At 72.3% G+C, this 22,926-nt stretch carries 20 protein-coding genes; 8 read left to right on the forward strand and 12 right to left on the reverse strand.

Going from position 1 to position 22,926, the window contains the following annotated elements:
- Positions 1–16 precede the first annotated feature (16 nt).
- On the reverse strand, positions 17–265 hold the full coding sequence (locus QIT00_RS26245; RefSeq protein WP_282537876.1) for a hypothetical protein: 249 nt from the start codon (positions 263–265) through the stop codon (positions 17–19).
- A gap of 69 nt (positions 266–334) precedes the next feature.
- On the opposite strand from QIT00_RS26245, the gene QIT00_RS26250 reads away from it, so the two are divergent.
- Positions 335–706, forward strand: a complete 372-nt coding sequence (locus QIT00_RS26250) for a VOC family protein (protein ID WP_282537877.1) — start codon at positions 335–337, stop codon at positions 704–706.
- Between the two features lie 174 nt (positions 707–880).
- Positions 881–1,291: a hypothetical protein gene (locus tag QIT00_RS26255; RefSeq protein WP_282537878.1), complete on the forward strand. Its 411-nt coding sequence runs from the start codon at positions 881–883 to the stop codon at positions 1,289–1,291.
- Between the two features lie 155 nt (positions 1,292–1,446).
- Here QIT00_RS26255 and QIT00_RS26260 read toward each other — a convergent pair whose 3' ends face one another.
- Positions 1,447–2,832 (reverse strand): DEAD/DEAH box helicase, encoded by a 1,386-nt coding sequence (locus QIT00_RS26260; RefSeq protein ID WP_282537879.1) that lies wholly within the window; start codon positions 2,830–2,832, stop codon positions 1,447–1,449.
- A gap of 163 nt (positions 2,833–2,995) precedes the next feature.
- Between QIT00_RS26260 and QIT00_RS26265 the strand changes: the two genes are divergently transcribed.
- Together QIT00_RS26265 and QIT00_RS26270 are read left to right on the forward strand one after the other, a co-directional pair.
- On the forward strand, positions 2,996–3,511 hold the full coding sequence (locus QIT00_RS26265) for a hypothetical protein (RefSeq protein ID WP_282537880.1): 516 nt from the start codon (positions 2,996–2,998) through the stop codon (positions 3,509–3,511).
- A gap of 198 nt (positions 3,512–3,709) precedes the next feature.
- Entirely contained in the window at positions 3,710–4,552 is an 843-nt protein-coding gene (locus QIT00_RS26270; RefSeq protein WP_282537881.1) for a patatin-like phospholipase family protein, read from the forward strand.
- Positions 4,553–4,631: 79 nt separating this feature from the next.
- On the opposite strand, the gene QIT00_RS26275 is transcribed toward QIT00_RS26270, so the two are convergent.
- From QIT00_RS26275 to QIT00_RS26300, 6 genes are all read right to left on the reverse strand, one after another.
- Positions 4,632–5,294 (reverse strand): DNA alkylation repair protein, encoded by a 663-nt coding sequence (locus tag QIT00_RS26275; protein ID WP_282537928.1) that lies wholly within the window; start codon positions 5,292–5,294, stop codon positions 4,632–4,634.
- A 114-nt stretch (positions 5,295–5,408) separates the two neighbouring features.
- Positions 5,409–7,046 (reverse strand): glycoside hydrolase family 13 protein, encoded by a 1,638-nt coding sequence (locus QIT00_RS26280; protein ID WP_282537882.1) that lies wholly within the window; start codon positions 7,044–7,046, stop codon positions 5,409–5,411.
- A 58-nt stretch (positions 7,047–7,104) separates the two neighbouring features.
- On the reverse strand, positions 7,105–7,956 hold the full coding sequence (locus QIT00_RS26285) for a carbohydrate ABC transporter permease (RefSeq protein WP_282537883.1): 852 nt from the start codon (positions 7,954–7,956) through the stop codon (positions 7,105–7,107).
- On the reverse strand, positions 7,953–8,897 hold the full coding sequence (locus QIT00_RS26290) for a carbohydrate ABC transporter permease (RefSeq protein WP_282537884.1): 945 nt from the start codon (positions 8,895–8,897) through the stop codon (positions 7,953–7,955). Before QIT00_RS26290 ends, QIT00_RS26285 begins: the two co-directional genes overlap by 4 nt.
- Before the next feature lie 24 nt (positions 8,898–8,921).
- Positions 8,922–10,217 carry an ABC transporter substrate-binding protein gene (locus QIT00_RS26295; protein WP_282537885.1) on the reverse strand — a complete coding sequence of 432 codons (1,296 nt, stop codon included), beginning with the start codon at positions 10,215–10,217 and terminating at the stop codon, positions 8,922–8,924.
- A 12-nt stretch (positions 10,218–10,229) separates the two neighbouring features.
- Positions 10,230–11,960 (reverse strand): glycoside hydrolase family 13 protein, encoded by a 1,731-nt coding sequence (locus QIT00_RS26300; protein WP_282537886.1) that lies wholly within the window; start codon positions 11,958–11,960, stop codon positions 10,230–10,232.
- An 89-nt stretch (positions 11,961–12,049) separates the two neighbouring features.
- On the opposite strand from QIT00_RS26300, the gene QIT00_RS26305 reads away from it, so the two are divergent.
- Positions 12,050–13,297, forward strand: coding sequence for an ROK family transcriptional regulator (locus QIT00_RS26305; RefSeq protein ID WP_282537887.1), 1,248 nt, complete (start codon positions 12,050–12,052; stop codon positions 13,295–13,297).
- A 157-nt stretch (positions 13,298–13,454) separates the two neighbouring features.
- Positions 13,455–14,207: an SDR family NAD(P)-dependent oxidoreductase gene (locus tag QIT00_RS26310; RefSeq protein WP_282537888.1), complete on the forward strand. Its 753-nt coding sequence runs from the start codon at positions 13,455–13,457 to the stop codon at positions 14,205–14,207.
- A gap of 54 nt (positions 14,208–14,261) precedes the next feature.
- On the opposite strand, the gene QIT00_RS26315 is transcribed toward QIT00_RS26310, so the two are convergent.
- The 4 genes from QIT00_RS26315 to QIT00_RS26330 all read right to left on the reverse strand — a co-directional run bounded on the left by QIT00_RS26315 (position 14,262) and on the right by QIT00_RS26330 (position 18,456).
- The gene (locus tag QIT00_RS26315) at positions 14,262–14,954 is read right to left on the reverse strand and encodes a pyridoxamine 5'-phosphate oxidase family protein (protein WP_282537889.1); all 693 of its coding nucleotides are present in this window, start codon (positions 14,952–14,954) and stop codon (positions 14,262–14,264) included.
- Between the two features lie 120 nt (positions 14,955–15,074).
- Positions 15,075–16,466 carry a cellulase family glycosylhydrolase gene (locus QIT00_RS26320; RefSeq protein WP_282537929.1) on the reverse strand — a complete coding sequence of 464 codons (1,392 nt, stop codon included), beginning with the start codon at positions 16,464–16,466 and terminating at the stop codon, positions 15,075–15,077.
- A 136-nt stretch (positions 16,467–16,602) separates the two neighbouring features.
- Positions 16,603–17,697 (reverse strand): MerR family transcriptional regulator, encoded by a 1,095-nt coding sequence (locus tag QIT00_RS26325; protein ID WP_282537890.1) that lies wholly within the window; start codon positions 17,695–17,697, stop codon positions 16,603–16,605.
- Between the two features lie 108 nt (positions 17,698–17,805).
- A complete protein-coding gene (locus QIT00_RS26330) occupies positions 17,806–18,456 on the reverse strand; it encodes a HEAT repeat domain-containing protein (RefSeq protein WP_282537891.1) in 651 nt (216 codons plus the stop codon).
- Between the two features lie 600 nt (positions 18,457–19,056).
- Here QIT00_RS26330 and QIT00_RS26335 point away from each other — a divergent pair.
- Complete coding sequence (locus QIT00_RS26335; RefSeq protein WP_282537892.1) at positions 19,057–20,541, forward strand: xanthine dehydrogenase small subunit; 1,485 nt, start codon at positions 19,057–19,059, stop codon at positions 20,539–20,541.
- Positions 20,538–22,925, forward strand: a complete 2,388-nt coding sequence (gene xdhB / locus QIT00_RS26340; protein WP_282537893.1) for a xanthine dehydrogenase molybdopterin binding subunit — start codon at positions 20,538–20,540, stop codon at positions 22,923–22,925. Before QIT00_RS26335 ends, xdhB begins: the two co-directional genes overlap by 4 nt.
- The last annotated feature ends 1 nt before the right edge of the window (position 22,926 follow it).

The raw sequence follows: 22,926 nt of genomic DNA on the forward strand, positions 1-22,926 counted from the left end.
GCCCGGTCGCGGCGTCTCAAGTGCCCCGGTGAGCGGCCCCGCGCTGTTCCCAGGTGCCCCTTGCCGGTACCGCACGCGCCGCCTCCGCGAGCGCGGCGACGGCCGGTTCGCCCGCCCTGTCGCGGTGCCAGGCCAGGGCGGCGGTGGACGGCAGCAGATCCGGTACGTCGACGTAGCGGACGCCCGGACGCGGGAAGAGGTGGCGGGCGGTGGCGGGCAGCATCCCCTCCACACCGGACACCGTGGGCCGGTGTGTGGCGCGCACAGAAGGGGCGCGGTGTGTGGCGCGTACCGGAGGGGGCACCCGGTCAGGAACGAGTCAAGGAGGACCGACATGCCTGCAGTCGAGTACTGCCTGGTCGCCGTGGACTGCCCGGACCCGGTCGCCCTCTCGGGCTTCTACCAGGGGCTCCTCGGGGGCGAGGTGAAGAAGTACGACGACACCTGGTACGACCTGTACGCGCCGGGCGGCCACCGCATCGCCTTCCAGCGCGCCCCCGGCCACCGCCCGCCCCAGTGGCCGCGCGCCGACGACAACTCCCAGCAGCTGCACCTCGACTTCCACGTCAGGGAGATGGGGGCGGCCGAGACGCTGGCCCTCTCCTTGGGCGCGGTACCGCTCGACCTGGACGACCAGGACGGGCAGCGCGGCTTCCGGGTGTACGCGGACCCGGCGGGGCACCCGTTCTGCCTCTGCCAGGAGTGAGCCGCTCCGGCCGCCGCTTCGGCCGCCGCTCCGGCCGTGGCTCCGGTGGCGCGCGGCGCGCGCCCGAGCGGTCGCGGTGGTTCGCTTGAGGGTGGCAGGTCGCAGCCGCCGAGGCTCGCAGCCCGCTGAAGCGCGCAGCCCGGCGATGGACTCAGCCCTACGAAGGAACAGCCCATGAACGACCAGAGCACCACGAGCAAGGCAGCGGACGGCGCCCCGGCCTCCAGCAGCCGCTGTGTCACCGTGACGCTGAGTGACTGCAAGGCCGACGAGGCCCACGCCGTCCTCGACTACCTGAGCAGCCTGTTCCCGTACGAGGAGTCCGGCCCGGTGACTCCCGACAAGCACCCGCACACGCCCACGGTGTGGTCGGCCACCCTCGACGTGACGACACCGGCCACGGCGTCCAGCGTGCCGCGACGGCCCGTGGGCGTGCGCGGACCGGTCGAGGTCACGCTGCAGGGCACACCGCTGGACGTCCAGGCCGTCCACCGCGCCCTGGAGGACGCCTTCGAGTTCCACGACGAGGGCACGGTCTCGGGCGACCAGGAGCGGGAGGTGCAGTTGCGGATCAGCTCTCGGTGAGCCCAGGCCCGCCGGGCGCTCGGCCCACCAGCTCACCCGCCCACCGGCCACTCGCCCACCGGTTCAGCGGCCCACGCCTCACCCGCCCACCGGCCACTCGCCCACCGGTTCAGCGGCCCACGCCTCACCCGCCCACCGGCCACTCGCCCACCGGCTCAGCGGCCCCGGCGCACCCGGGCCGCCTTGCGTGCCTCGGCGAGCTTGCGGGCCTCGGCCGACTTGCGGGACCCTCCGCCGCCCTTGGCGCCCCTCGCGCCGCCCGCCGCCGTGTCGCCCTTGGTGCTTCCCAGGCCGCGGAAGGGCTGGTTGGTGTTCTTGGGGCGGGGCGCCGCACCGTCGAGCGACGTGCCGGAGGGCGTCCGCGCCCCGGTGATCCGGCTCAGCTCCGCCTCGCCCGAGCGCACCTTGGTGACCTTCGGCTCGACGCCCGCCTCCACCGTCACGCGGCTCAACTCCCGCCGCCCGCCGGACAGTACGAGCGTGACGACCCGGCCCGACTCCCCGGCGCGAGCGGTGCGCCCGGCGCGGTGCAGGTAGTCCTTGGCGTCGGTCGGCGGGTCGACGTTGACGACCAGATCGAGGTCGTCGACGTGCAGGCCGCGGGCCGCGACGTTGGTCGCCACGAGGGCGGTGACCTCCCCGTTCTTGAACTGCGCGAGCGTCCGGCCGCGCTGCGGCTGCGACTTCCCGCTGTGCAGCGCCGCGGCGTGCACCCCGCTCGCCCGCAGGTGCCGGGTGAGCTGGTCGACGCCGTGCCTGGTGTCGAGGAAGAGCAGGACACGGCCGTCGCGCGCGGCGATCTCCGTCGTGACGGCGTACCGGTCGGGCCCGTGGACGACGAGTACGTGGTGTTCCATCGTCGTGACCACGCCCGCGGCCGGGTCGACGGAGTGCACGACCGGCTCGCGCAGACAGCCCTCCACGAGCTGCGCGACGTCCCGGTCCAGGGTCGCCGAGAAGAGCAGCCGCTGACCGTCGGCCGCCACCAGGTCGAGCGCCTCCCTGACCTGCGGAAGGAAGCCGAGGTCACACATCTGGTCGGCCTCGTCGAGCACCGTGATCCGGACCCGCCCCAAGCGGACCGCCTTGCGCTCGACCAGGTCGTGCAGGCGGCCGGGGGTGGCGACGACCACCTCGGCGCCGTCCCGCAGCGCGGCGATCTGCCGGCCGATGGACAGGCCGCCGACGACAGTCGCGACGCGCAGCCGCAGCGCTTCGGCGTACGGCGTGAGTGCCTCGGTGACCTGCTGGGCCAGCTCGCGCGTGGGCACCAGGATCAGCGCGAGCGGCTGCTTCGACTCGGCCCGCCGCCCGGCCGTCCGGGCGAGCAGCGGCAGACCGAAGGCGAGTGTCTTGCCGGAACCGGTCCGCCCGCGCCCGAGCACGTCACGCCCCGCGAGCGCGTCGGGCACCGTTGCCGCCTGGATGGGGAACGGCTCGCGCACGCCCCGCTCGGCGAGGGCCCGCAGCACCGGGGCGGGCAGCCCGAGCCCGGCGAAGCCGGTGGTGTCCGGGAGGTCGGGGCGTTCGGGGTGCGTCATGAAGAGCCTTCCGCAGGCGTACGTACCGAGGAAGGCCCGGCAGGAGTGGTCAGCAGAACTTCAGCAGATCAGCAGAACTTCAGCAGAACTGAGGAGAGTCCCTGAAACAGTACCGGCGGAAATCCCGGTGCGGCGCCACGGGACCGGCGCCTACCGTGCCGGTATGCGCATCGTCTTCACCAAGGGCCCCGGCACGAGCTACGACATCGCGGTGCACCGTGAGGTGGGCGCGGCCCTGGCCCCGCGCGGCGGCCCCGGCGGACACCCGTACCTTCCGCATGACCTCGTGCACTTCCTCGTCGAGGCCGAGGCCGGCATCGAGCTCGGGGTGTACGGACGCCTGGCCGCCGGGGACAACGGCATGTTCTGGCCCGCCGACCCGGCCGAACGCGCCAGGGCCGCGCGCCGCCGCAAGCAGCGGCCGGCGAAGTCGACGCCGCGCGCCAAGGCCGACATGGAGCGTTCGGAGGCGCTGGCGGGCATCGCCGTACCGGTGTGGGAACTGCGCCGCGGCCACGCGAAGACCCTCCCGGCGTACGTGCCGCCGGAGGAGGCGGCCACCCCGCTCGTCGACCGCATCGTGACCCGCCTCGACACCTGCGCCGACCGCTGGCACGCGCTTCCGGTGGGCGGCTCGCTCGAACTGGACTGGGCCCGAACCCGCCTGACGGGCCGCTGAGTTGTGGCCGCCCCGATGCCCAGCCGGTCAGCCCTGCCCAGGTGTGCGTCGCGGCTCGCGTGTGCTCGACGGCTGTCACCTCCGTGACCTGCGGCCCGCAGGGAACCGGGGGGCACTCCCCGGCTGGGGTGCTATCGTCCGACACGTAACCGGGGAGCGTTCCCCGCTTGCTGGTGGGCGATGACGGAGGAGACGGGCATGGAAGGGACCGCACTCGTACTGGGCGGCGGGGGACCGGTCGGCGGCGCCTGGCTGGCCGGGGTGCTTGCGGGCCTCGCGGACGGCGGCGTCGACCTCGGGACGGCCGAGGTGGTCATCGGCGCTTCCGCGGGTGCGATCTTCGGCGCACGCCTCGCGTCGGGCGAGACACCCCGGTCGATGTACGAGCGCCAACTCACCGGCGCCGACCGGATCGAGCTGCACGTCAGCGCGGCGCGGACGTTCCGCTTCCTGTGGGCGGCGCTGGGGTCGAGAGACCCGGAGCGTTCCGTACGGCGCCTGGGGCGCGCGGCGCTCGCGGCCCGTACCGTCCCCGAAGCGGAGGTCTTCGACGCGTTGCGTCCGCTCCTGCACGGAGTGGAGGACTGGCCCGGGCGTGCCCTGCGCGTCGCGGTGGTGGACGCCGCGAGTGGCGGGCTCGCGCACTTCGACCGCGACTCCGGAGTCAGCCTCGCGCGGGCGCTCGCCGCGAGCTGTGCGGTCCCGCTGATCTGGCCGCCGGTCACGGCTCTGGGCCGACGTTGGATGGACGGAGGCAGCCGGGCGACCACGCCCTTCGGACTGGCCCACGGGTACCGCCGGGTCCTGGCCGTCTCGCCCATCCCGACCGCCGTCGGCCCGCACCCCCATGCGCGGCGGCAGGCCGACGAGCTGGCCGCCGAGGGCACCGCCGTCTCACTCCTCGTACCGGACAGGGCCGCGCGCCGCGCGATGGGCCGCGACATGACCGCCGACCACCGCCGAGCGGACGCGGCCCACGCGGGCCACCGCCAGGGAGTGGAGATGGCGGGTCCGGTGGCCGAGCTGGTGAGCGGCGGCTGACGGGAGCGTGCGCCGACCCGGTCGACTCGCCCTGTTCGCGCGGGTGCGTGCAGGCTGAGGGCGGTTCGGCCGGTGCTGACTACGTGGCTTCCTCGCGGCGCACCATCTCGCCGATCCACACCGGCGCGTACGGCGACGTGCAGCCGGGGGACGTCGGGTAGTCCTTGAGGACCTCCAGGCGTTCGCCGATGGCGAGGGCACGGGCGCGGAGCTCCGGGTGCTCGATGCCGATCTGGGCCAGGCAGGTGTTCATCGCCCACTGCAGCCGGTCCGGGGCGTCCCTCATCTCCGCCTCGACTACGTCCAGGAGTCCGGCCAGATCGAGGCCGTCCGGCTTCTTCACCACGCGCTCGGCGGTCAGCGCCCACCCGGCGCTCGCGACGGCCGGGTCCGGATCGGCGGACCAGGCCACGCGCAGCTCCTCGGCGTGCGGGCTCTTCTTCACCACGTAGTTCACGAGCCAGTCGTGCACCTTGGGCGTACGCGCCGCGCGCACCATGGCGTCCAGCTCGTCCCGGTCGAACGCCTTCGGGCGGCAGACGAGGAGCGCGAGGAGCTTCGCCGCGGTGTCGTCCGTCGCCCACAGCTCGCGGGCCAGCTCCTGCTGCGTCTTCAGCCGCTTCGCGAGCGCCCGCAGCTTGCTGAGGTTGACCCCGTGGTCGTCCCCGTGCCGCTCGTTGACCGCCCGCGCCTTCGGGTCGTCGAGCGCGGCCAGCTCGGCCCGCACCTCGTCCACCGACATCCCGCCCACCGCGGACCACCTTCCGTCGCTCCCGTACGCGGTCCTCACGTACCGGATTCAGCGTACGGCGGTGCCGGGACCGGGCGATTCAGTCGGTCGATTCAGTCGGGCGATTCAGTCCAGGGCCCGGACCCAGGCCGTCGTATCCCCCGGCAGCCGTCCGTCCGGGTCGACCGGGCCGCTGGCCAGCAGGAGTTCACCCTCGGGCAGCCGCACCGGGTCCGCCCCGAAGTTGGTGACGCAGTGCCAGCCGCCCGCGCGCCGGAAGTGCAGGACCTCCGCCGAACCCGAGTCGACCCACGCGAAGCCGGGCCCCGTGCCGAGCGCGCCGCGCAGCCGCAGCGCCGCGCGGTACAGGTTCAGCGTGGAGCGCTCGTCCTGCTCCTGCACGGAGACCGCGTACGCGCCGAACCAGTCCGGCTGCGGCGGCCGCGCCGGGCCGGGACCGAAGCCGAGGGACGGGCCGTCGGCCGTCCAGGGGAGCGGGACACGGCAGCCGTCGCGGCCCTTCTCCCGCCCGCCGGACCGGGACGCGACCGGGTCCTGGAGGACCTCCGCCGGCAGGTCGCCCACCTCGTGCAGGCCCAGCTCCTCGCCCTGGTAGATGTACGTCGAACCGGGCAGCGCCCAGGTCACCAGGGCCGCGGCGCGGGCGCGGCGCTCGCCGAGTGCGCGGTCCAGGGCCGGGGCGGACCCGTCCGTGAGCAGCCACTCCTTGGCGGCCTCGATGGCGGTGAGCTTCGGGTGCTCGGGGAGTCCGTACCGGGTGGCGACGCGGGCCGTGTCGTGGCAGCCGAGCAGCCAGGTCGTCGTGGACCCGCTCTCCGCGGCCTGCGCGAGGCCCGAGTCGATGGCCCGCGCGAAGTCCGCGGGCCGCCAACCCGCCTCCTGCATCTCGAAGTTGAAGGCCTGGCCGAGGCCGTCGGGCGAGGCGTAGCGGGCCCGGCGGGACGGGTGGGCGAAGGCCTCGGCGACCGCGAACCGCGGCGGCTCGTACGCGTCGAAGACCCGGCGCCAGGACGCGTAGATCTCGTGCACGGCGTCCCGGTCCCACAGCGGGTGCGAGCCGTCCGTGCGCGGCTCCGTGCCGACCTCGGACCACGGGGCGAGCGGCTCGGACAGATCCTTCGCGAGCCCGTGCGCCACGTCCACGCGGAAGCCGTCGACGCCGCGGTCCGACCAGAAGCGCAGCGTGTCGAGGAAGTCCTCGCGGACCTCGGCGTCGTCCCAGTTGAGGTCCGGCTGCTCCTTCGCGAAGAAGTGGAAGTACCACTGGCCGTCGCCGACCGGCTCCCAGGCGCGGCCGCCGAAGCACGACTCCCAGTCGCTGGGCGGGAGTTCACCGTTCGGGCCGAGGCCGTCACGGAAGAGGTAGCGCTCCCGCTCCCGCGAACCCCGCCCGGCGGCGAGTGCGGCCCGGAACCACTCGTGCCGGTCGGAGGAGTGGTTCGGCACGATGTCGACGACGACCTTGATGCCGGCGTCGTGCAGGGCCCGCACCATCGCGTCGAACGCGTCGAGGGTGCCCAGGCGCGGGTCGACGTCGCGGTAGTCGTCCACGTCGTAGCCGCCGTCGGCGAGCGCGGACGGGTAGAACGGGCTCAACCAGACGGCGTCGACGCCGAGTTGCCGCAGATAGGGGACGCGGGAGGTGACCCCGGCGAGGTCGCCGATGCCGTCCCCGTCCGTGTCGGCGAAGCTGCGGGGGTAGATCTGGTAGACGACGGCGTGCTTCCACCAGGTGTCGGACATGCGGAACTCCTGTGAGATGAAGGGTTGTTGGCAGAGGCAGGTGGTGCTGGAGGGGGAGTCACTTGATCGCGCCGCGCGTGACCCCCGACATCACCCAGCGCTGGGCGAAGAGGTACGCGAGCAGCGTCGGCGCCATCGCCATCAGGTAGGAGGCGAAGGCCACGTTGTAGTTGGAGGAGAACTTGAGCTGGAAGATCTTCTGCACCACGGGGATCGTCTGCATCGACGGATCGCCGATGATCATCGACGGCATCATGAAGTCGTTCCACGACATCAGGAACGCGAAGATCCCGACGGTCGCGTTCATCGGCGCGAGCAGCGGAAAGATCAGCTTCCAGAACGTCTGCCAGGTCGAGCAGCCGTCGATCCGCGCGCTCTCCTCCAGCTCGTACGGGATGGAGCGCAGGAACGCCGTGTACAGCAGGATGTTGAACGAGATCCCGAACAGGATGTGCAGCACGGCGACGCCGAGCGGATTGTCCAGGCCCACCATCGACGTCAGCTTCACCTGCGGCAGCGCCACCACGGGGAACGGGATGAACATCGCGGCGAGCAGGTAGAAGTACGACCACCGGAACAGCCTGCGGTCCCAGTTGCGCGCGATCGCGTACGCGGCGAGCGAGGACACGATCAGCTGGCCCGCCACCGCCACCACGCTGATCAGCAGCGAGACCGCGAACGCCCGGGGAAAGTCGGTGAGTTCCCAGGCCGTACGGAAGTTGCCGAGCTCCAGCGGCGAGGGCAGGTCGAAGCCGGAGCCGGAGGCCGCCTGGCGGTCGGTCTTCAGGGCCATGAGGACCGCGAAGACGAGGGGGACGAGCACGGCGAGCGTGCCCACCGCGAGCAGCCCTGTCCGCAACCGGCTCGCCGGACGGTCCTCCTCGCGGGCCCTGCGGTCGGTGATCGTCATGACAGGTTCACCTCGCGGTTGCGTACGAAGAGCAGTTGGAGCAGGGAGACGCCCGCGGTGAAGAGGAAGAAGACCACCGCGTTGGCCATCTGGAAGGCGTACTCGCCGTCCTCGAAACCGCCGAAGATCGTCATGGCGACGCTCATGGTCGCGGTCCCCGGACCGCCGCCGGTGAGGCCGACGATGATGTCGTACGCGTTCAGGAAGCCCTTGAAGCCCAGGATCGTGTTGATGACGACATAGCCGATGAGCAGCGGGAACGTGATGCTGCGGAAGCGGCGCCAGGGACCCGCGCCGTCCAGTTCGGCGGCCTCGTAGATGTCCTTCGGGACGGCCATCAGGCCGGCGAGATAGATGATCATCGCGCTGGGGGTGGCCTGCCAGGCCGTCACGATGACGACGGCCAGCCAGGCCCAACTCTCGTTCGCGAGCAGGCTGGTCTGCCCGGCCTCCCAGCCGAGATGCGTCGCGAGCGCCGGGACCGCGTTGGAGAACAGGTGGTTGAAGACGTACGCGATGACGATGCCGGAGATCACCATCGGGATGAAGTAGACACCGCGCAGCCCGGTCTTCCACCTGATGCGGCCGCCCAGCCCGATGGCAAGGAGCAGCGCCACGGCGTTGACCACCACGGTGGTGACGACCGCGAACCAGAGGGTGAAGCCGTACGACTCCAGGATGCGGGAGTCGCCGAGCATCGAGGTGTAGTTGCTGAGGCCGACGAACTCCCAGTCGCCGAAGCCCGCGTAGTCGGTGAAGCTGTAGAACATCCCCACCAGGCCGGTCATCGTGATGAACACGGTGAACAGCAGGACCGCGGGGATCAGCATCAGGTAGTAGGTCCGCTCGGCCCCGCGCCGGCGGCGCCGCGGCCCGCCCGGGTCCGGCGGCGGGGTGGCGGCCCGCTCGGGGCCTGGCCTGGTGATGGCCGGTGCGCTCATCGTCGGTTCCCTCCGGTCACCACGTCACAGGTTGCGCTGGGCGTAGCGCGCCCAGTCCTCGTCGAGCCGGTTGAGGAATGCCTCGGCGCTGCCGCCGGTCACCAGCTTCTGCAGATAGTTGTCGTGCGGGATCGCGCCGGGCAGATAGGTGCCGGCGCCCTGGAAGAAGCGGCCCGAGTCCAGATAGGGCTGCAGCCCCTCGACCCGCTCGTCGGCGACCGGTGGCGCGTTCTTCGTCGTCGACCAGCCGACGAACTCCGCGTTGTACGCGTCCATCACGTGCTGCCGCATCAGATGCCGCAGGAACGCCCGCGCCCCCTCCGGCTGCCGGGAGGCGTCCGGCACCCACAGGGCCAGGTCGAGATTGACCCGGACCTTGACGTCCTTCGGGTCCTCCGTGGCCGGCATGGCGAACGTGCCGAGCCGCAGCTCCGGGTTGATCTTCTCGACCTCGCCGAGCGCCCACGGCCCCTGCAGATACATCGCCGCTTGGCCGCGTGCGAACGCCACGTTCCCGTCGTAGTAACTCCGGCTCGCCGCGTCCCGGTTGGTGTACTTCCCGAGGGCGACCATCTTCTCGGCGGCGTCCCGGAACTCCGCGCCGAACGACACCTCCGCCCCCGGACCGGCGTCCGCGCCCTGCTCCTTGAGCCGCGCGAAGAACCCGGTGACGTCGAGGGCGCTCCCCGTCACGTAGTCGAACAGGCCCTGCGAGATGGTCCAGGTATCCTTGTACGTCTGGACGATCGGGACGATGCCCCGCGCCCGGAACGTCCGGCAGGCCCGCAGGAGTTCACTCCAGGTCGTCGGGACCGCGACGTCGGCCTGCTCGAAGAGCGCCTTGTTGTAGATGACGCCGGCGGCGGTCGCGGAGTACGGCAGCACGCTGGTCTCGGATCCGTACCGCGCGTACTGCCCGACGAGATCCTGGATCCGGTCGTCGATCCGTGACGCCTCCGGAAGCTTCCCCAGGTCCGAAAGGGCGCCCCGGGCAAGGAAGTTGGACGTCTCCAGGTTGTAGTTGTAACACCCCAGGTCGGGCGGCGTGCCCCGGACGAACTGCGGGACGAGCGGAGCGGGCGTCGAGTCGTGGACGACGAAGAACTCGGACTGCGCGGCGTTGAACCGGTCGACCAGACGGCGGAAGTACGGCACGGCCTCGGGCTTGTTCTGCAGGAACCGCACCCGCGTCCGCCCCTCGGCCGAGGACACGTACCCGGAGAGCACCGCACCGCCCGCGGCCGCGCCCGCGAGGGCTCCGCCGATCCGCAGGACCGTACGGCGGGACGGCCGGTGCCGCGACATCGTCGATGAACGCATGAGCCGGTCCCCTCAGTCCGCGAGACCTGGACGGGAATCGCCCGCCGCGTCCGGCTCCAGCCACACGGTCGTGTCCGGCGGGAGCAGCGGCCCGTCGAGCGGCGCGCTGGCGAGGACGACCCGCCCGGACGGCAACGCCACCGGCGCCGTACCGAAGTTGGTCACGCAGGCCCAGCCGCCCGGACGCCGGAAGTGCACCATCTCGGGCTCGTCGTCCACCCAGGTCAGCGACTCGTCGGTCTGCAGCCGCCGCCGCTCGGCCAGGGCCCGCCGGTAGAACGTCAGCGTCGAGCCCGGATCGCCCTGCTGCGCCTCGACGGAGTGCCCGGCGAACGCCTCGGGCTGCGGCAGATGCGCGTCCCCGGGCCCGAATCCGTACGACGGTCCGGACTCGGCCCACGGCAACGGCACCCGGCAGCCGTCCCGGCCCCGTTCGGCGCCCCGGGACCGCAGCCACGTCGGGTCCTGCAGCGCCTCCTCGGGCAGGTCGGCCACCTCGAACAGGCCCAGCTCCTCGCCCTGGTAGAGATAGGTCGAGCCGGGCAGCGCGAGCGCGAGCAGCGTCACGGCCCGGGCCCGGCGCAGGCCCCGCGCGAGGTCGGGCAGCGGGTCCTTGCCGCCGCCGAGCAGCCACGCGGGCAGGTCGGTGCCGTTCGGCAGGGCGTAGCGGGTGGCGTGCCGTACGACGTCGTGGTTGGAGAACACCCACGTGGACGAGGAGCCGGAGGCCGCGGCCAGGGTGAGGTTCTCGGCGATGATCCGGCGGAAGTCCTCCGGCTCCCAGCCGGCGCGCAGCAGATCGAAGTTGAAGGCCTGGCCGAGTCCCTCGGGGGAGGCGTAGCGGGCCCGTCGGTGCGCGGGCACCCAGGCCTCGGCGACGGCGGTGCGCGGCGGGTCGTACGCGTCGAAGACGGCGCGCCACTCGCGGTAGATCTCGTGCACCCCGTCCCGGTCCTGGAGCCGGTGCGTGCCGTCGGCCTGCCCGGCGGCGTCCAGCTGTGCCTGGTCGGGCAGCGGCTCGGAGAGGTCCTTCACGAGCATGTGCGCCACGTCGATGCGGAACCCGTCCACGCCCCGGTCGGCCCAGAACCGCAGCGTGCGGACGAAGTCGGCCCGCACGTCCGGGTGTTCCCAGTTGAGGTCGGGCTGCTCGGGCGCGAAGTTGTGCAGATACCACTCGCCGTCGCCCACGTGCTCCCAGGCCGGACCGCCGAACGTCGCCGTCCAGTCCGTCGGCGCCTCCTCGCCGTCCGGGCCGGTGCCGCGCCGGAACACATAGCGGTCACGGGCGGGCGAGCCGGGCCCCGCGGCCAGGGCTTCGCGGAACCAGGCGTGCCGGTCGGAGGTGTGGTTGGGGACGATGTCGACGACGATGCGGATGCCGGCGGCGTGCAGGGCGGCGACGAGGGTGTCGAACTGGTCGAGCGTGCCGATGCGGGGGTCGACGTCGCGGTGGTCGTCCACGTCGTAGCCGCCGTCGGCGAGCGCCGAGGGGTAGAAGGGGCTGAGCCACACCGCGTCCACGCCCAGCTCGCGCAGATGCCCGACGCGCGAGGTGATGCCGGGCAGGTCGCCGATGCCGTCGCCGTCGGAGTCGGCGAAGCTGCGCGGATAGATCTGGTAGACGACCGCCTGCCGCCACCAGGCCTCGGTCTCGTTCCCCGGGGTTCCGGTCACCTCGTACGCCGGTGCGCCGGACGCGTCCTGGCGCGTTTCGAGGGTCTCCACAGCCGTGTCCACCATGGGCGGGTCCTTTCGCCGGGTATTAAATCTAGGAACTAGATTTATTAACTCGCTGTAAGCTAGGCGGGCATTCAGAGGGGGTCAAGAGGTTGGTCGAGAGAACATCGTCGGCGTCGACGCGGCAGATCCGGGAGGCGAACCTCCGCGCGGTCCTGCACCGCATGTGGGACTCCGAACCCGTCACCGGCACGGACCTGATCGACTCCACCGGGCTCACCCGCGCCACCGTCCACGGCGTGTGCGAGGACCTCACCCGGCGGGGCTGGATCCACGAGGTCGAGAACCAGCGCGAGCATGGGGGCTACCGCATGGGCCGCCCCGCCCGGCGGTACGCGTTCCAGCCCCTGGCGGGCGTCGTCGTCGGCGTCGACTGCGGCCAGCACCGCGCCCGCGCCACCGTCACCGACCTGCGCGGCCGTACGCTCGCCCGGCACGGCAGCTCCTTCTCCGGCCCGGAACACACCCCCGAGGAGCGGCTCGACGTCCTGAGCCGCACGATCCTCGCGGCCCTCACGGCGGCGTCCGTACCGCCCGAGCGGGTGCTCGTGGTCGTGACCGGCGTCCCGGCGCCCGTCGACGCCGGGGGCCGCACGGCGGGGTCGGTCAACCCCTTCTGGGAGCAGATGAACCCCGACATCGCCGGGCACCTGTCCCGCGAGCACGGCTGGCGGGCCATCGTCGACAACGACGCCAACCTCGCGGCGGAGGCGGAGCGTTGGCAGGGCGCGGGGCGCGGCCTGGACAATTTCGTCACGCTGCTCACCGGCGAACGCATCGGCGCGGGCATCGTGGACGACGGCAACCTGCTGCGGGGCGCGCGCGGCGGCGCCGGTGAGATGCGCTTCCTCGACCTGATCGAGGGCGTCGGCTCCGCGCACGGCATCGCCAGACTGGCCCGCGACTGGTCCCAGCAAGCCGTGCGCACGGACGCCCACCCCGAGTCCCCGCTACGGGACCTGGCGCCCGAGGGTATCGACGCCGAAGCGGTCTTCACGGCGGCCGAGGCCGACGACCCGCTCGCGGTGGACGTGGTCGAACGCATCGGCGCCCGCTTCGCCCGCATCGTCGGCGCCCTGGCCGGGCTCCTCGACACCGAGCGCATCGTCCTCGCGGGCGCCCCCGCCCGCTCCTGCGCCCCGATCCGCCGCGTCATCGAGCGCGACCTGCCGCAGTACGTGCACCCGCCCCTCCCCGAGATCGTCATCTCGGACTTCGGCGACGAGATCGTCTCCGTGGGCGCGGTGTGGCGCGCCCTCGACCATGTGCGCGAACACGTGGTGGAGATCGATTTGGTGACGGGGCGCCAGGGAGCCGGGGTCGAGGCGGAGGTCGGCTGAGGGATCGGCGGTGGAGGTCGGCTGGGGCGTCGGCGGTGAGGGATCGGCGGTGAGGTCGGCTGGGGCGTCGGCGGGTGAGGTGACGTTCAGGGGCCCTCTTGTGGCCGAGGGTCCGGACTGGTTTGATCGATGATCGATCAAACCTGGAGGTCTCGCCGTGCAGCAGCCAGCCGAACAGCCGACCCGGCAGCCGGTCACCGTCGTCACCGGCGGCAGCCGGGGCATCGGAGCCGCGATCTGCGTGCGCCTGGCAACCGAAGGCCATGACGTCGTCATCGGCTACCGCTCCGACACCTCGGCCGCCAAGGAGGTCGCCGAGGCCGTCACCGCCCAGGGCCGCCGCTGCCTGACCGTACGCGTCGACACCGCCGACGAGGCCGACGTCGACCACCTCTTCGCCGCCGCCCGGCAACTCGGTCCGGTCACCGGACTGGTCAACAACGCGGGCGTCAGCGGACCCAACGGCCCCCTCGTCGAGGCCGACGCGGAGGGCATGCGCCATGCCCTGGACGTCAACGTCCTCGGCTACCTCCTCTGCGCCCGCCGCGCCGTACGCGACATGGCACCCCGGGGGAGCGGCGCCATCGTCAACATCTCCTCGGCCGCCGCGACGCTCGGCGGGCCCGGCCAGTACGTGCACTACGCCGCGGCCAAGGCGGCCGTCGACGCGATGACCGTGGGCCTCGCCAAGGAGGTCGCGCAGGACGGCATCCGGGTCAACTGCGTTGCGCCGGGCACGGTGTGGACCGACTTCCACGAGGATCCGCAGCGCCCCGCCAAGGTGGCCACGACCATCCCGATGGGCCGCGCCGGCCGCCCCGACGAGATCACCGGCGCCGTCTCCTGGCTCCTCTCCGACGACGCCTCGTACGCGACCGGAGCCGTGGTGCGCGTGGCGGGCGGACTCTGACGGCCCGAGCCAGGCCCGAGTCCCGCCAGGCCCGAGTCTCACCAGGCCCGGGTCTCACCAGGCCCGGGTGTTGCTCCGCGCCACGACTTGTGGGGGCGGCTGCACGCCGGACGGCAGCAGAGGGTCGGGCTCCGGTTCGCCCCAGTGGCTGTGCAGCGGCAGGACACCGGCCCAGATGCCGAGGGCCGCGTCCGGGCTGTCACCGTCGTCCGGCCCGCCCGTGCGGATCTTCACCGAGGCCTCGTCCAGGCTCAGGGCGAGCAGCGCGGTGGCGGCCGGCTCCTTGCGGTTCGGGCGGCGCGCGTACTCCCACTGGCCGGGCGTCGCGTGCTCGGTCAGCAGGCGCAGCCCGGCCGACTTCTCGTCCGGGTCCGTGACCGGGCGGGGTACGCCGTAGACCATCGCGCAGCGGTAGTTCACCCCGTGCTCGAACACGGATCGGGCCAGGACCAGGCCGTCCACGTGCGTGACGGTGACGCACACCATGGCCTCCGGCGCGGCGACCAGGCTGCGGCTCGCGACCGAACCGTGGAAGTAGAGGTGCCGGCCGTCGCTGCCGTACACGGTGGGCACGACCATCGGGACCCCGTCGAGGACGACACCGAGATGGCAGACGAACCCCGCGTCGAGGATCGCGTTCAGCTCCGCGCGGTCGAGACTTCCCTGCTCCCGCAGGCGCCGATGCCGGGTCCGGTCCGTTCGCGGGAGCTCGGCCGGGAGTGCTGCGGGGAGCTGGTGTTCTGCCATGACATCCATCCGAAGTCGTAAGAGGAACCTCTCGCGTCTGCAGACGATATCCGCCGTACACGTGCTTGAGTACTTCGAAATTCGTTGTCTACGTCCAGCCTTGAAGCGGAAATCGACAGGTCAGCGTCGTACGGCCGTCACCGCCACCCGCGCCCCCGGCACCGCCCACACCCAGGCCCTGCCCCCGCGCTGGACCACGACGGCCCCGCCCCGGGCCGTGACGCGCCAGTCGTCGGAGGGGAGGGACAGTTCGGTGAGGTGGGAGCGCCGTGCCGCGTCGTACGTCAGCCGATACGTGCCCGTCGCGGGGTCGTACGAGGAGGACCTGACGGTGCCCGCGACGGCCTCCGCGTACGGCTCCGCCGTGAGTTCCTTGTTCGTACGGAAGGCGCCGGACTCGTCCACGGCGCAGTACCCGCCGCCGTAGCACCACACATAGCCCGCCCAGCCGGAGCTGTAGCGGCCGAGGGAGGACATGGCGTCGCGGTAGAAGCGGTCCATGTTCGGCAGGGAGTTGTTGAGCGGGCCCCATTCGCCCACGACCACCGGGACCCCGTACTGCTTCGGGTACCGCGTGACGGCCCGCTCGTACGCCTCGATCCAGCCCGCCGACGGGTCGTAGTCGGCGCCGCCCTCCATCGCGGTGTTGTAGAAGTGCGGCGCGTACACCACCTTCTCGTCGTCGATGCGGCCGAGTCCGGTCGGGACGCCCTCGCCGACGATCGGGGTCGGCTCGACGAAGACCCAGTTGTCGTCGTCCACCGAACGGATCGCGTCGGCGAGGCGGTTGTACATCGGGGTGAGGTGCTCGCGTTCGATACGCCGGGCGGCGTCGGGGAGTTGCTCGCCGGGGCGGAGCTCTCCCATCGGCTCGTTGATCAGGTCGTAGCCGAACACGGCCGGGTGGTCGGCGAAGCGGGTCGCGAGCACCCGCCACATCCGGGCCTGGGCGCGCCGCAGGTCCTCGTCCTCGTAGAGATGCGTGAACGCGCGCTGCACGGCCGGCTGGAAGTACTCCGAGAACCAGTCCTCCGGGTTGGGCTCGAAGGGCAGGCCGTCCGTTCTGGTGGCCCATTCGGGCATGCCGCGGTGCCCGAAGGCGGGCCCGAACACGTCCTGGTGCGCGTCGAGGAGGACGCGTACGTCGTGCCGCTCCGCCCAGTCCAGGATCCGCTCGATCTTTTGCAGGTAGGAGCGGCTGTAGTGGCCCCGGCGGGGTTCGAGGTCGTCCCAGAACACCAGCAGACGGGCGAAGTTGAAGCCCTTGGCCCGCATGTCGCGGAAGTGCTTCTCCTCGATCGCGGAGAGGGCCGCGTCGCCCCGGTTCGCCTTGTCCTCGACGTTCCAGCCGCGCAGCGTGAGCGTACGGCCGCGCTCGTCGGTGAGCGCGGGGATCGTGGAACGCGGACTCGCGGAACGCGCGGCGGCGTCGTCGGCGTGGGCGGCCGGGACGGGGAGGAGAAGGACGGCTGTCAGCGCGGCGGCCAGGGAGGCGACGAGGGTTCTGCGCAGCAAGCGGGGCTCCAGGTGGTCAAGTTGCCCAGAGGGAACGGGAGTTGGTCACCCGTGGTTCTACTCGTTGGTACGGAAGATGGGAATGGGCGGGGCGCGGCAACCCGGCGGGCGTACGGGCGGGGGACCGGCGCTGTCAGCGGGTGGCGCGGAGCTGGAGCAGATACGTCGCCGTCAGCGCCACCGCACGCTCGCCGTCGTGCGACAACTCCTCCAGGGCGCGGGTCGCCCGGTCCCCGGGAATGTCCGCGAGGGCCTGGGTGAGCCGTCCGCGCGCGGGTGCCGCCGTGGCGTCGTCGGCGAGACGGTCGACGAGTGCGGTCGCGATCCGGTCCGCCGTCGCCGTGTCGCTCGCGAGGGCGGCGAGGACGTCGGCCGCGTCGGTGTCGTTCCTGCCCGCCACGACCATGTCCACCAGCGTCGGGACCACCTCGGGCACCCCGCGCGTGCCGAGCGCCAGCGCCGCGTGCCCGCGGACCACGACGTCCGCGTTGCCGAGCGCCTCCCGCAGCCGCGCGGTGGCCCCGTCGCCGGGCAGCTCGGCGAGCGACTGCACGGCCCGCTCCCGTACGGCGGCGAGGGGCGAGCCCAGGCCCTCCGCGAGGAGAGCGGGCACGCCGGGGCCCGCGCCCGCGCCCTCGGCCATGCCCTGGCCCTCTCCTCGGCCTTCTCCCGCGCCTTCACCCGCGCGTTCTCCCGCGCGTTCACCCGCGTCCGAGTGGGCGAGGGCCCAGCGCAGCGCCCCGGCGACGTTCGGGTCCGCCTCGTTCAGGGCCGCCTCGACCAGGGCCTCCACCGGAACCGGAACCTCGTCCACGGCGGAGAGCGCGGCGCGCTGACGCGTCTCCGTGTGCTGCGACCCGAGCGCCTGGAGCAGGGAGACGACCTGCAGCACCTCCTCCCACCCGCCCGGCTCCGCGGCGTCGATCCGGCGCAGCCGGGTGAGCAACTCGGTCTCGGCGGCGATGCGTTCACGCGTCTGCCGGATCAGGTCGTCGACGAGGGCGGACGGCGTGAACCCCGGATCGTCGAGGGCGCGCCCGATCTCGCGCAGGGACATCCCGAGCGAACGCAGGCTCTCCACGTGGAAGATCCGCCGGATGTCGTCCCCGGAGTACTCCCGGTAGCCCGAGCTCGTCCGCCCCGTCGGCCGCACCAGGCCCAGCGACTCGTAGTGCCTGAGCATGCGCGCACTGACGCCGGAGCGCCGGGCGACCTCGCCGATCAGCATGCGCTGGATCCTTCCTGGGGCTGGTGTGCGCCGGACGGGCTGAATCTCACGGTGCCGGGCGGCGTCGGTTGCGGGACGGGGCCGGTGCGGGGCGGCGCCCGGCAGCACCTACTCCAGCACTCGTACCCGCTTCGCCTCCTCGATCGCGAACTCGAACCCGGTGTCAGGGTCGTGCAGCAGCCGCTCCGTGGCGAGCGCGTGGGTGCGCACCCCCGGGTCGGTGGCCGCCGCGGCCGTACGCAGCACCGGAACGATCAGCTCGCCCAGGGCGATCAGCGCCCGGCTGAGGCTCAGCTGCGTCTCCCGGTCACCGCGCCCCAGCTGCGTCGCGAGCACGGCGGCAAGCCCGGCCTCCTCGCCCTCCGGTACGAGCAGGACCGCGGCCCGCCAGGCGCTCCGGGCCACCTCGTCCTCGGGATCGGCGAGGAGCGCCGGGGTGATCGCCGGCCAGGCGCTGCGGTCCCCGATCTTGGACAGCGTGTGCAGGGCCTGACTCCGGGCCTGCACACGCTCCGAGCGGACCTCCCGGAGCAGCTCGGGCAGCGTCAGGTCCACCGGGTGGCGGGTGAGCGCCCAGGTCAGCATGTCGCGGACGAAGAACTCCGGCTCGACCGCGCAGCGCTCGACCAGCTTGCCGACGAACCGCGGGTCCGGCTCCGTACCGACCGCCATCGCCGCCCGCAGCCGCACCGACGCACGGCCGTCCGCCAGGCCCGCCGTCGCGGCCGCCGCATCCCCGCCCAGGGTCTCCATGGTCATCGGGACCACCTCCTCGACCAGGAGTCAAGGGCTTGTCACGGTGTCAAGGTCAAGCGATCCCGCCCGGATAGTGCCCGGACAGCGCGCGGACCGGGCGCCGGAGGGCCGTGAGGAAGCGCGGTTACGAGGTGGAGACAGAGCCGCCACCGATACGGGACACCAGGTCAGCCGGTGCGGAACGCGCGCGGACGCGGCCGCGCGCGACCCTTTTCGTCGCAGGTGACCCCTTGACCGCCGTACCCCAAAGGTTTAACTTGCGGTAGCAGTAGATGCACGATCGCCGAAAGGAGGCGACCAGCGGATGAACACCAACTCCGACCTCGGCCGCCTCGCCCAGCTCACGGTCTGGGTGCCTGGCCGGATCGCGCACGGCTGCTGAACCCGCCGTTCTGACGGGCCGCTTCACGGCACCGTCCCCCGGGTTTCCCCTCACATCCCTCTCCCGTCACACCTGCCGGTATTGCCTTGCCTTCCGGTACGTCGATGACGCATGCCGTAGTGCGCCCGCCCCAGCTCGCGCGGAGCGTCCGAACACAGAAAGCTGCCGACCTTGGCGAACACGATGAACCAGCCGATCGCGCACCGAACCGAGGGCCTGTCATGACGGCGGCACGGATCACGGTCAACGGCACCGAGACGCCCCTCGCCCCGGCTGCGCCCCACACCACCGTTCTCGACTTCCTGCGTGACCGCGGCCTCACCGGCACCAAGGAAGGCTGCGCCGAGGGCGAATGCGGCGCCTGTTCGGTCCTGGTGGCCCGGCCCGGCGTGGACAAGCCCACCGACTGGGTCGCGGTCAACGCCTGCCTGGTCCCGGCCGCCGCCCTCGACGGCCAGGAGGTCGTCACCTCCGAAGGCCTCGCCACCATCGGCGAGCCCGGCACGGCACCTGAACTGCACCCCGTACAGCAGGAGATGGCCGTCCGCGGCGGCTCCCAGTGCGGGTACTGCACCCCGGGCTTCGTCTGCAGCATGGCCGCCGAGTACTACCGGTCGGACCGCTGCGAGCACGCGGAGACGGAGGCCGGAGCCGCCGACGGCACCGACGGCGCCGACCACGAGCACGGCCCCAACGGCTTCGACCTGCACGCCCTGAGCGGCAACCTCTGCCGCTGCACCGGCTACCGGCCGATCCGCGACGCCGCGTTCGCCGTCGGCGAGCCCACCGACGAGGACCCGCTCGCACAGCGCCGCGAGCAGGCCCCGCCCGCGCCGGCAGCCACCGAGTACACCCAGGACGAGTCCGTCTTCGTACGGAAGAACACCCTCGCCGAGACCCTGCAGGTGCTGCGCGAGCGGCCCGACGCGGTGGTCGTGGCCGGGTCCACGGACTGGGGCGTCGAGGTCAACATCCGCTCCCGCAGGGCGAGTTGCGTCGTCGGCCTGGACCGGCTCCCCGAACTGCGGGAGCTGCGCGTCGAGTCCGACCACATCGAGCTCGGGGCCGCGCTCACGCTCACCGAGATCGAGCGCCGCCTCGACGGTGAAGTCCCGCTGCTCGCCGAGCTGTTCCCGCAGTTCGCGTCCCGGCTGATCCGCAACGGCGCCACCCTCGGCGGCAACCTGGGTACCGGCTCGCCCATCGGTGACAGCCCGCCGGTGCTGCTCGCCCTGGAGGCGTCGCTCGTGCTCGCCGACGCCGACGGTGAGCGGGAAGTGCCGCTCGCCGACTACTTCACCGGTTACCGGCAGAGCGTGCGCCGTCCCGGTGAGCTGATCCGGGCGGTGCGCATCCCGCGCCCGCTCTCGCCGGTCACCGGCTTCCACAAGATCGCCAAGCGTCGCTTCGACGACATCTCCAGCGTCGCGGTCGCCTTCGCCCTCGACATCGAGGACGGGATCGTCCGCAAGGCCCGCATCGGCCTGGGCGGCGTGGCCGCCACCCCGATCCGGGCGCTTGAGACCGAGGCCGCCCTGGAGGGCAAGCCCTGGTCGGCGGAGACCGTCGACGCCGCGGCCCGAGTGCTGCGCGGTGCGGGCACGCCGATGAGTGACCATCGGGCCAGTGCCATCTACCGTTCCGCGATGCTCGGCCAGAGCCTGCTGAAGTTGCACGCACAGACCACCGAGGCGGTGTCGTCATGAGCCATCTGTCCGAGCGTCCCGAGAAGCCCGTAGTCGGTGTTTCGCTGCCGCACGAGAGTGCCTTCCAGCACGTCACCGGCGGCGCGCTCTACACCGACGACCTGGTCCAGCGCACCAAGGACGTGCTGCACGCCTACCCGGTCCAGGTCATGAAGGCCCACGGCCGGATCACCGCGCTGCGCACCGAGCCCGCGCTCGAAGTGCCGGGCGTGGTCCGGGTGTTGACCGGCGCCGACGTGCCCGGCGTCAACGACGCGGGCATGAAGCACGACGAGCCGCTCTTCCCCGAAGAGGTCATGTTCCACGGCCACGCCGTCGCCTGGGTGCTCGGCGAGACCCTGGAGGCGGCCCGGCTCGGCGCGGAGGCCGTCGAGGTCGAACTCGACGAACTGCCCTCCCTGATCACGCTCCCGGAGGCGATCGAGGCCGGCAGCTACCACGGTGCCCAGCCGCTGATGGAGACCGGCGACACCGACGCGGGCTTCGCCGACTCCGCGCATGTGATCTCCGGCGAGTTCCAGTTCTCCGGCCAGGAGCACTTCTACCTGGAGACGCACGCGGCCCTGGCCCAGGTCGACGAGAACGGCCAGGTGTTCATCCAGAGCAGCACCCAGCACCCGTCCGAGACCCAGGAGATCGTCTCCCACGTGCTCGGCGTGCCGTCGAACGAGGTGACGGTGCAGTGCCTGCGGATGGGCGGCGGCTTCGGCGGCAAGGAGATGCAGCCGCACGGCTTCGCCGCCATCGCCGCCCTCGGCGCCAAGCTGACCGGCCGGCCGGTCCGGTTCCGGTTCAACCGGACCCAGGACCTGACCATGTCCGGCAAGCGGCACGGATTCCACGCCACGTGGAAGATCGGCTTCGACGCGGAGGGCCGCATCCAGGCCCTCGACGCCACCCTGACCGCGGACGGCGGCTGGAGCCTGGACCTGTCCGAGCCGGTCCTCGCCCGCGCGCTGTGCCACATCGACAACACGTACTGGATCCCCAACGCGCGGGTCGCCGGGCGCATCGCCAAGACCAACACGGTCTCCAACACCGCGTTCCGCGGCTTCGGCGGACCGCAGGGCATGCTCGTGATCGAGGACATCCTCGGCCGCTGCGCGCCCCAGCTCGGCCTGGACCCGATGGAGCTGCGGGAGCGCAACTTCTACCAGCCTGGCCAGGGCCAGACGACGCCGTACGGCCAGCCGGTCACGCAGGCCGAGCGGATCTCCACCACCTGGCAGCAGGTGCAGGAGGTGGGCGGCATCGCCGACCGCAAGCGCGAGATCGCGGCCTTCAACGCCGCGCATCCGCACACCAAGCGGGCCCTCGCGCTCACCGGCATCAAGTTCGGCATCTCGTTCAACCTCACCGCCTTCAACCAGGGCGGCGCGCTCGTGCTGATCTACAAGGACGGCTCGGTCCTGATCAACCACGGCGGCACCGAGATGGGCCAGGGCCTGCACACCAAGATGATGCAGGTGGCCGCGACCACCCTGGGCATCCCGCTGCACAAGGTCCGCCTGGCCCCGACGCGTACGGACAAGGTGCCCAACACCTCGGCCACCGCGGCGAGTTCGGGTGCGGACCTGAACGGCGGCGCGATCAAGAACGCCTGCGAGCAGCTGCGCGAGCGGCTCCTCCAGGTGGCCGCGAGCCAGCTGGGTTCGAACGCCTCGGACGTGCGCATCGTCGAGGGCGTCGCACGCTCCCTCGGCAGTGACAAGGAGCTGGCCTGGGACGATCTGGTCCGCACCGCGTACTTCCAGCGGGTGCAGCTGTCGGCGGCCGGTTTCTACCGGACCGAGGGGCTGCACTGGGACGCCAAGACGTTCCGGGGCTCGCCGTTCAAGTACTTCGCCAACGGCGCCGCGGCGACCGAGGTCGAGGTGGACGGCTTCACCGGCGCGTACCGCATCCGCCGTGTGGACATCGTGCACGACGTCGGCGACAGCCTCTCCCCGATGATCGACATCGGTCAGGTCGAGGGCGGCTTCGTGCAGGGCGCGGGCTGGCTGACGCTGGAGGACCTGCGCTGGGACGTCAGCGACGGGCCGAACCGCGGCCGGCTCCTCACCCAGGCGGCGAGCACGTACAAGCTGCCGAGCTTCTCGGAGATGCCCGAGGAGTTCCACGTCACGCTCCTGGAGAACGCGACCGAGGAGGGTGCGGTCTACGGCTCCAAGGCGGTCGGTGAGCCGCCGCTGATGCTGGCGTTCTCGGTGCGCGAGGCGCTGCGGCAGGCCGCCGCCGCGTTCGGGCCCACCGGCGCCGTCGTCGAACTGGCCTCGCCCGCGACACCGGAGGCGGTGTACTGGGCGATCGACTCGGTCCGCGAGGCTCCTGTGGACGCCGAGCCGGCCGAAGGCCACCGCGCGGAAGTGCTGAGCGGTGCCTGAC

Origin of the sequence: Streptomyces luteolus (assembly GCF_029968015.1) — a bacterium.
GTDB lineage: Bacteria > Actinomycetota > Actinomycetes > Streptomycetales > Streptomycetaceae > Streptomyces > Streptomyces luteolus.

Coding starts and splice junctions, on each gene's coding strand:
- QIT00_RS26250 (WP_282537877.1), top strand. CDS start 335: ATGCCTGCAGTCGAGTACTGCCTGGTCGCCGTGGACTGCCCGGACCCG.
- QIT00_RS26255 (WP_282537878.1), top strand. CDS start 881: ATGAACGACCAGAGCACCACGAGCAAGGCAGCGGACGGCGCCCCGGCC.
- QIT00_RS26260 (WP_282537879.1), bottom strand. CDS start 2,832: ATGACGCACCCCGAACGCCCCGACCTCCCGGACACCACCGGCTTCGCC.
- QIT00_RS26265 (WP_282537880.1), top strand. CDS start 2,996: ATGCGCATCGTCTTCACCAAGGGCCCCGGCACGAGCTACGACATCGCG.
- QIT00_RS26270 (WP_282537881.1), top strand. CDS start 3,710: ATGGAAGGGACCGCACTCGTACTGGGCGGCGGGGGACCGGTCGGCGGC.
- QIT00_RS26275 (WP_282537928.1), bottom strand. CDS start 5,294: ATGTCGGTGGACGAGGTGCGGGCCGAGCTGGCCGCGCTCGACGACCCG.
- QIT00_RS26280 (WP_282537882.1), bottom strand. CDS start 7,046: ATGTCCGACACCTGGTGGAAGCACGCCGTCGTCTACCAGATCTACCCC.
- QIT00_RS26285 (WP_282537883.1), bottom strand. CDS start 7,956: ATGACGATCACCGACCGCAGGGCCCGCGAGGAGGACCGTCCGGCGAGC.
- QIT00_RS26290 (WP_282537884.1), bottom strand. CDS start 8,897: ATGAGCGCACCGGCCATCACCAGGCCAGGCCCCGAGCGGGCCGCCACC.
- QIT00_RS26295 (WP_282537885.1), bottom strand. CDS start 10,217: ATGCGTTCATCGACGATGTCGCGGCACCGGCCGTCCCGCCGTACGGTC.
- QIT00_RS26300 (WP_282537886.1), bottom strand. CDS start 11,960: ATGGTGGACACGGCTGTGGAGACCCTCGAAACGCGCCAGGACGCGTCC.
- QIT00_RS26315 (WP_282537889.1), bottom strand. CDS start 14,954: ATGGCAGAACACCAGCTCCCCGCAGCACTCCCGGCCGAGCTCCCGCGA.
- QIT00_RS26325 (WP_282537890.1), bottom strand. CDS start 17,697: ATGCTGATCGGCGAGGTCGCCCGGCGCTCCGGCGTCAGTGCGCGCATG.
- QIT00_RS26330 (WP_282537891.1), bottom strand. CDS start 18,456: ATGACCATGGAGACCCTGGGCGGGGATGCGGCGGCCGCGACGGCGGGC.
- QIT00_RS26335 (WP_282537892.1), top strand. CDS start 19,057: ATGACGGCGGCACGGATCACGGTCAACGGCACCGAGACGCCCCTCGCC.
- xdhB (WP_282537893.1), top strand. CDS start 20,538: ATGAGCCATCTGTCCGAGCGTCCCGAGAAGCCCGTAGTCGGTGTTTCG.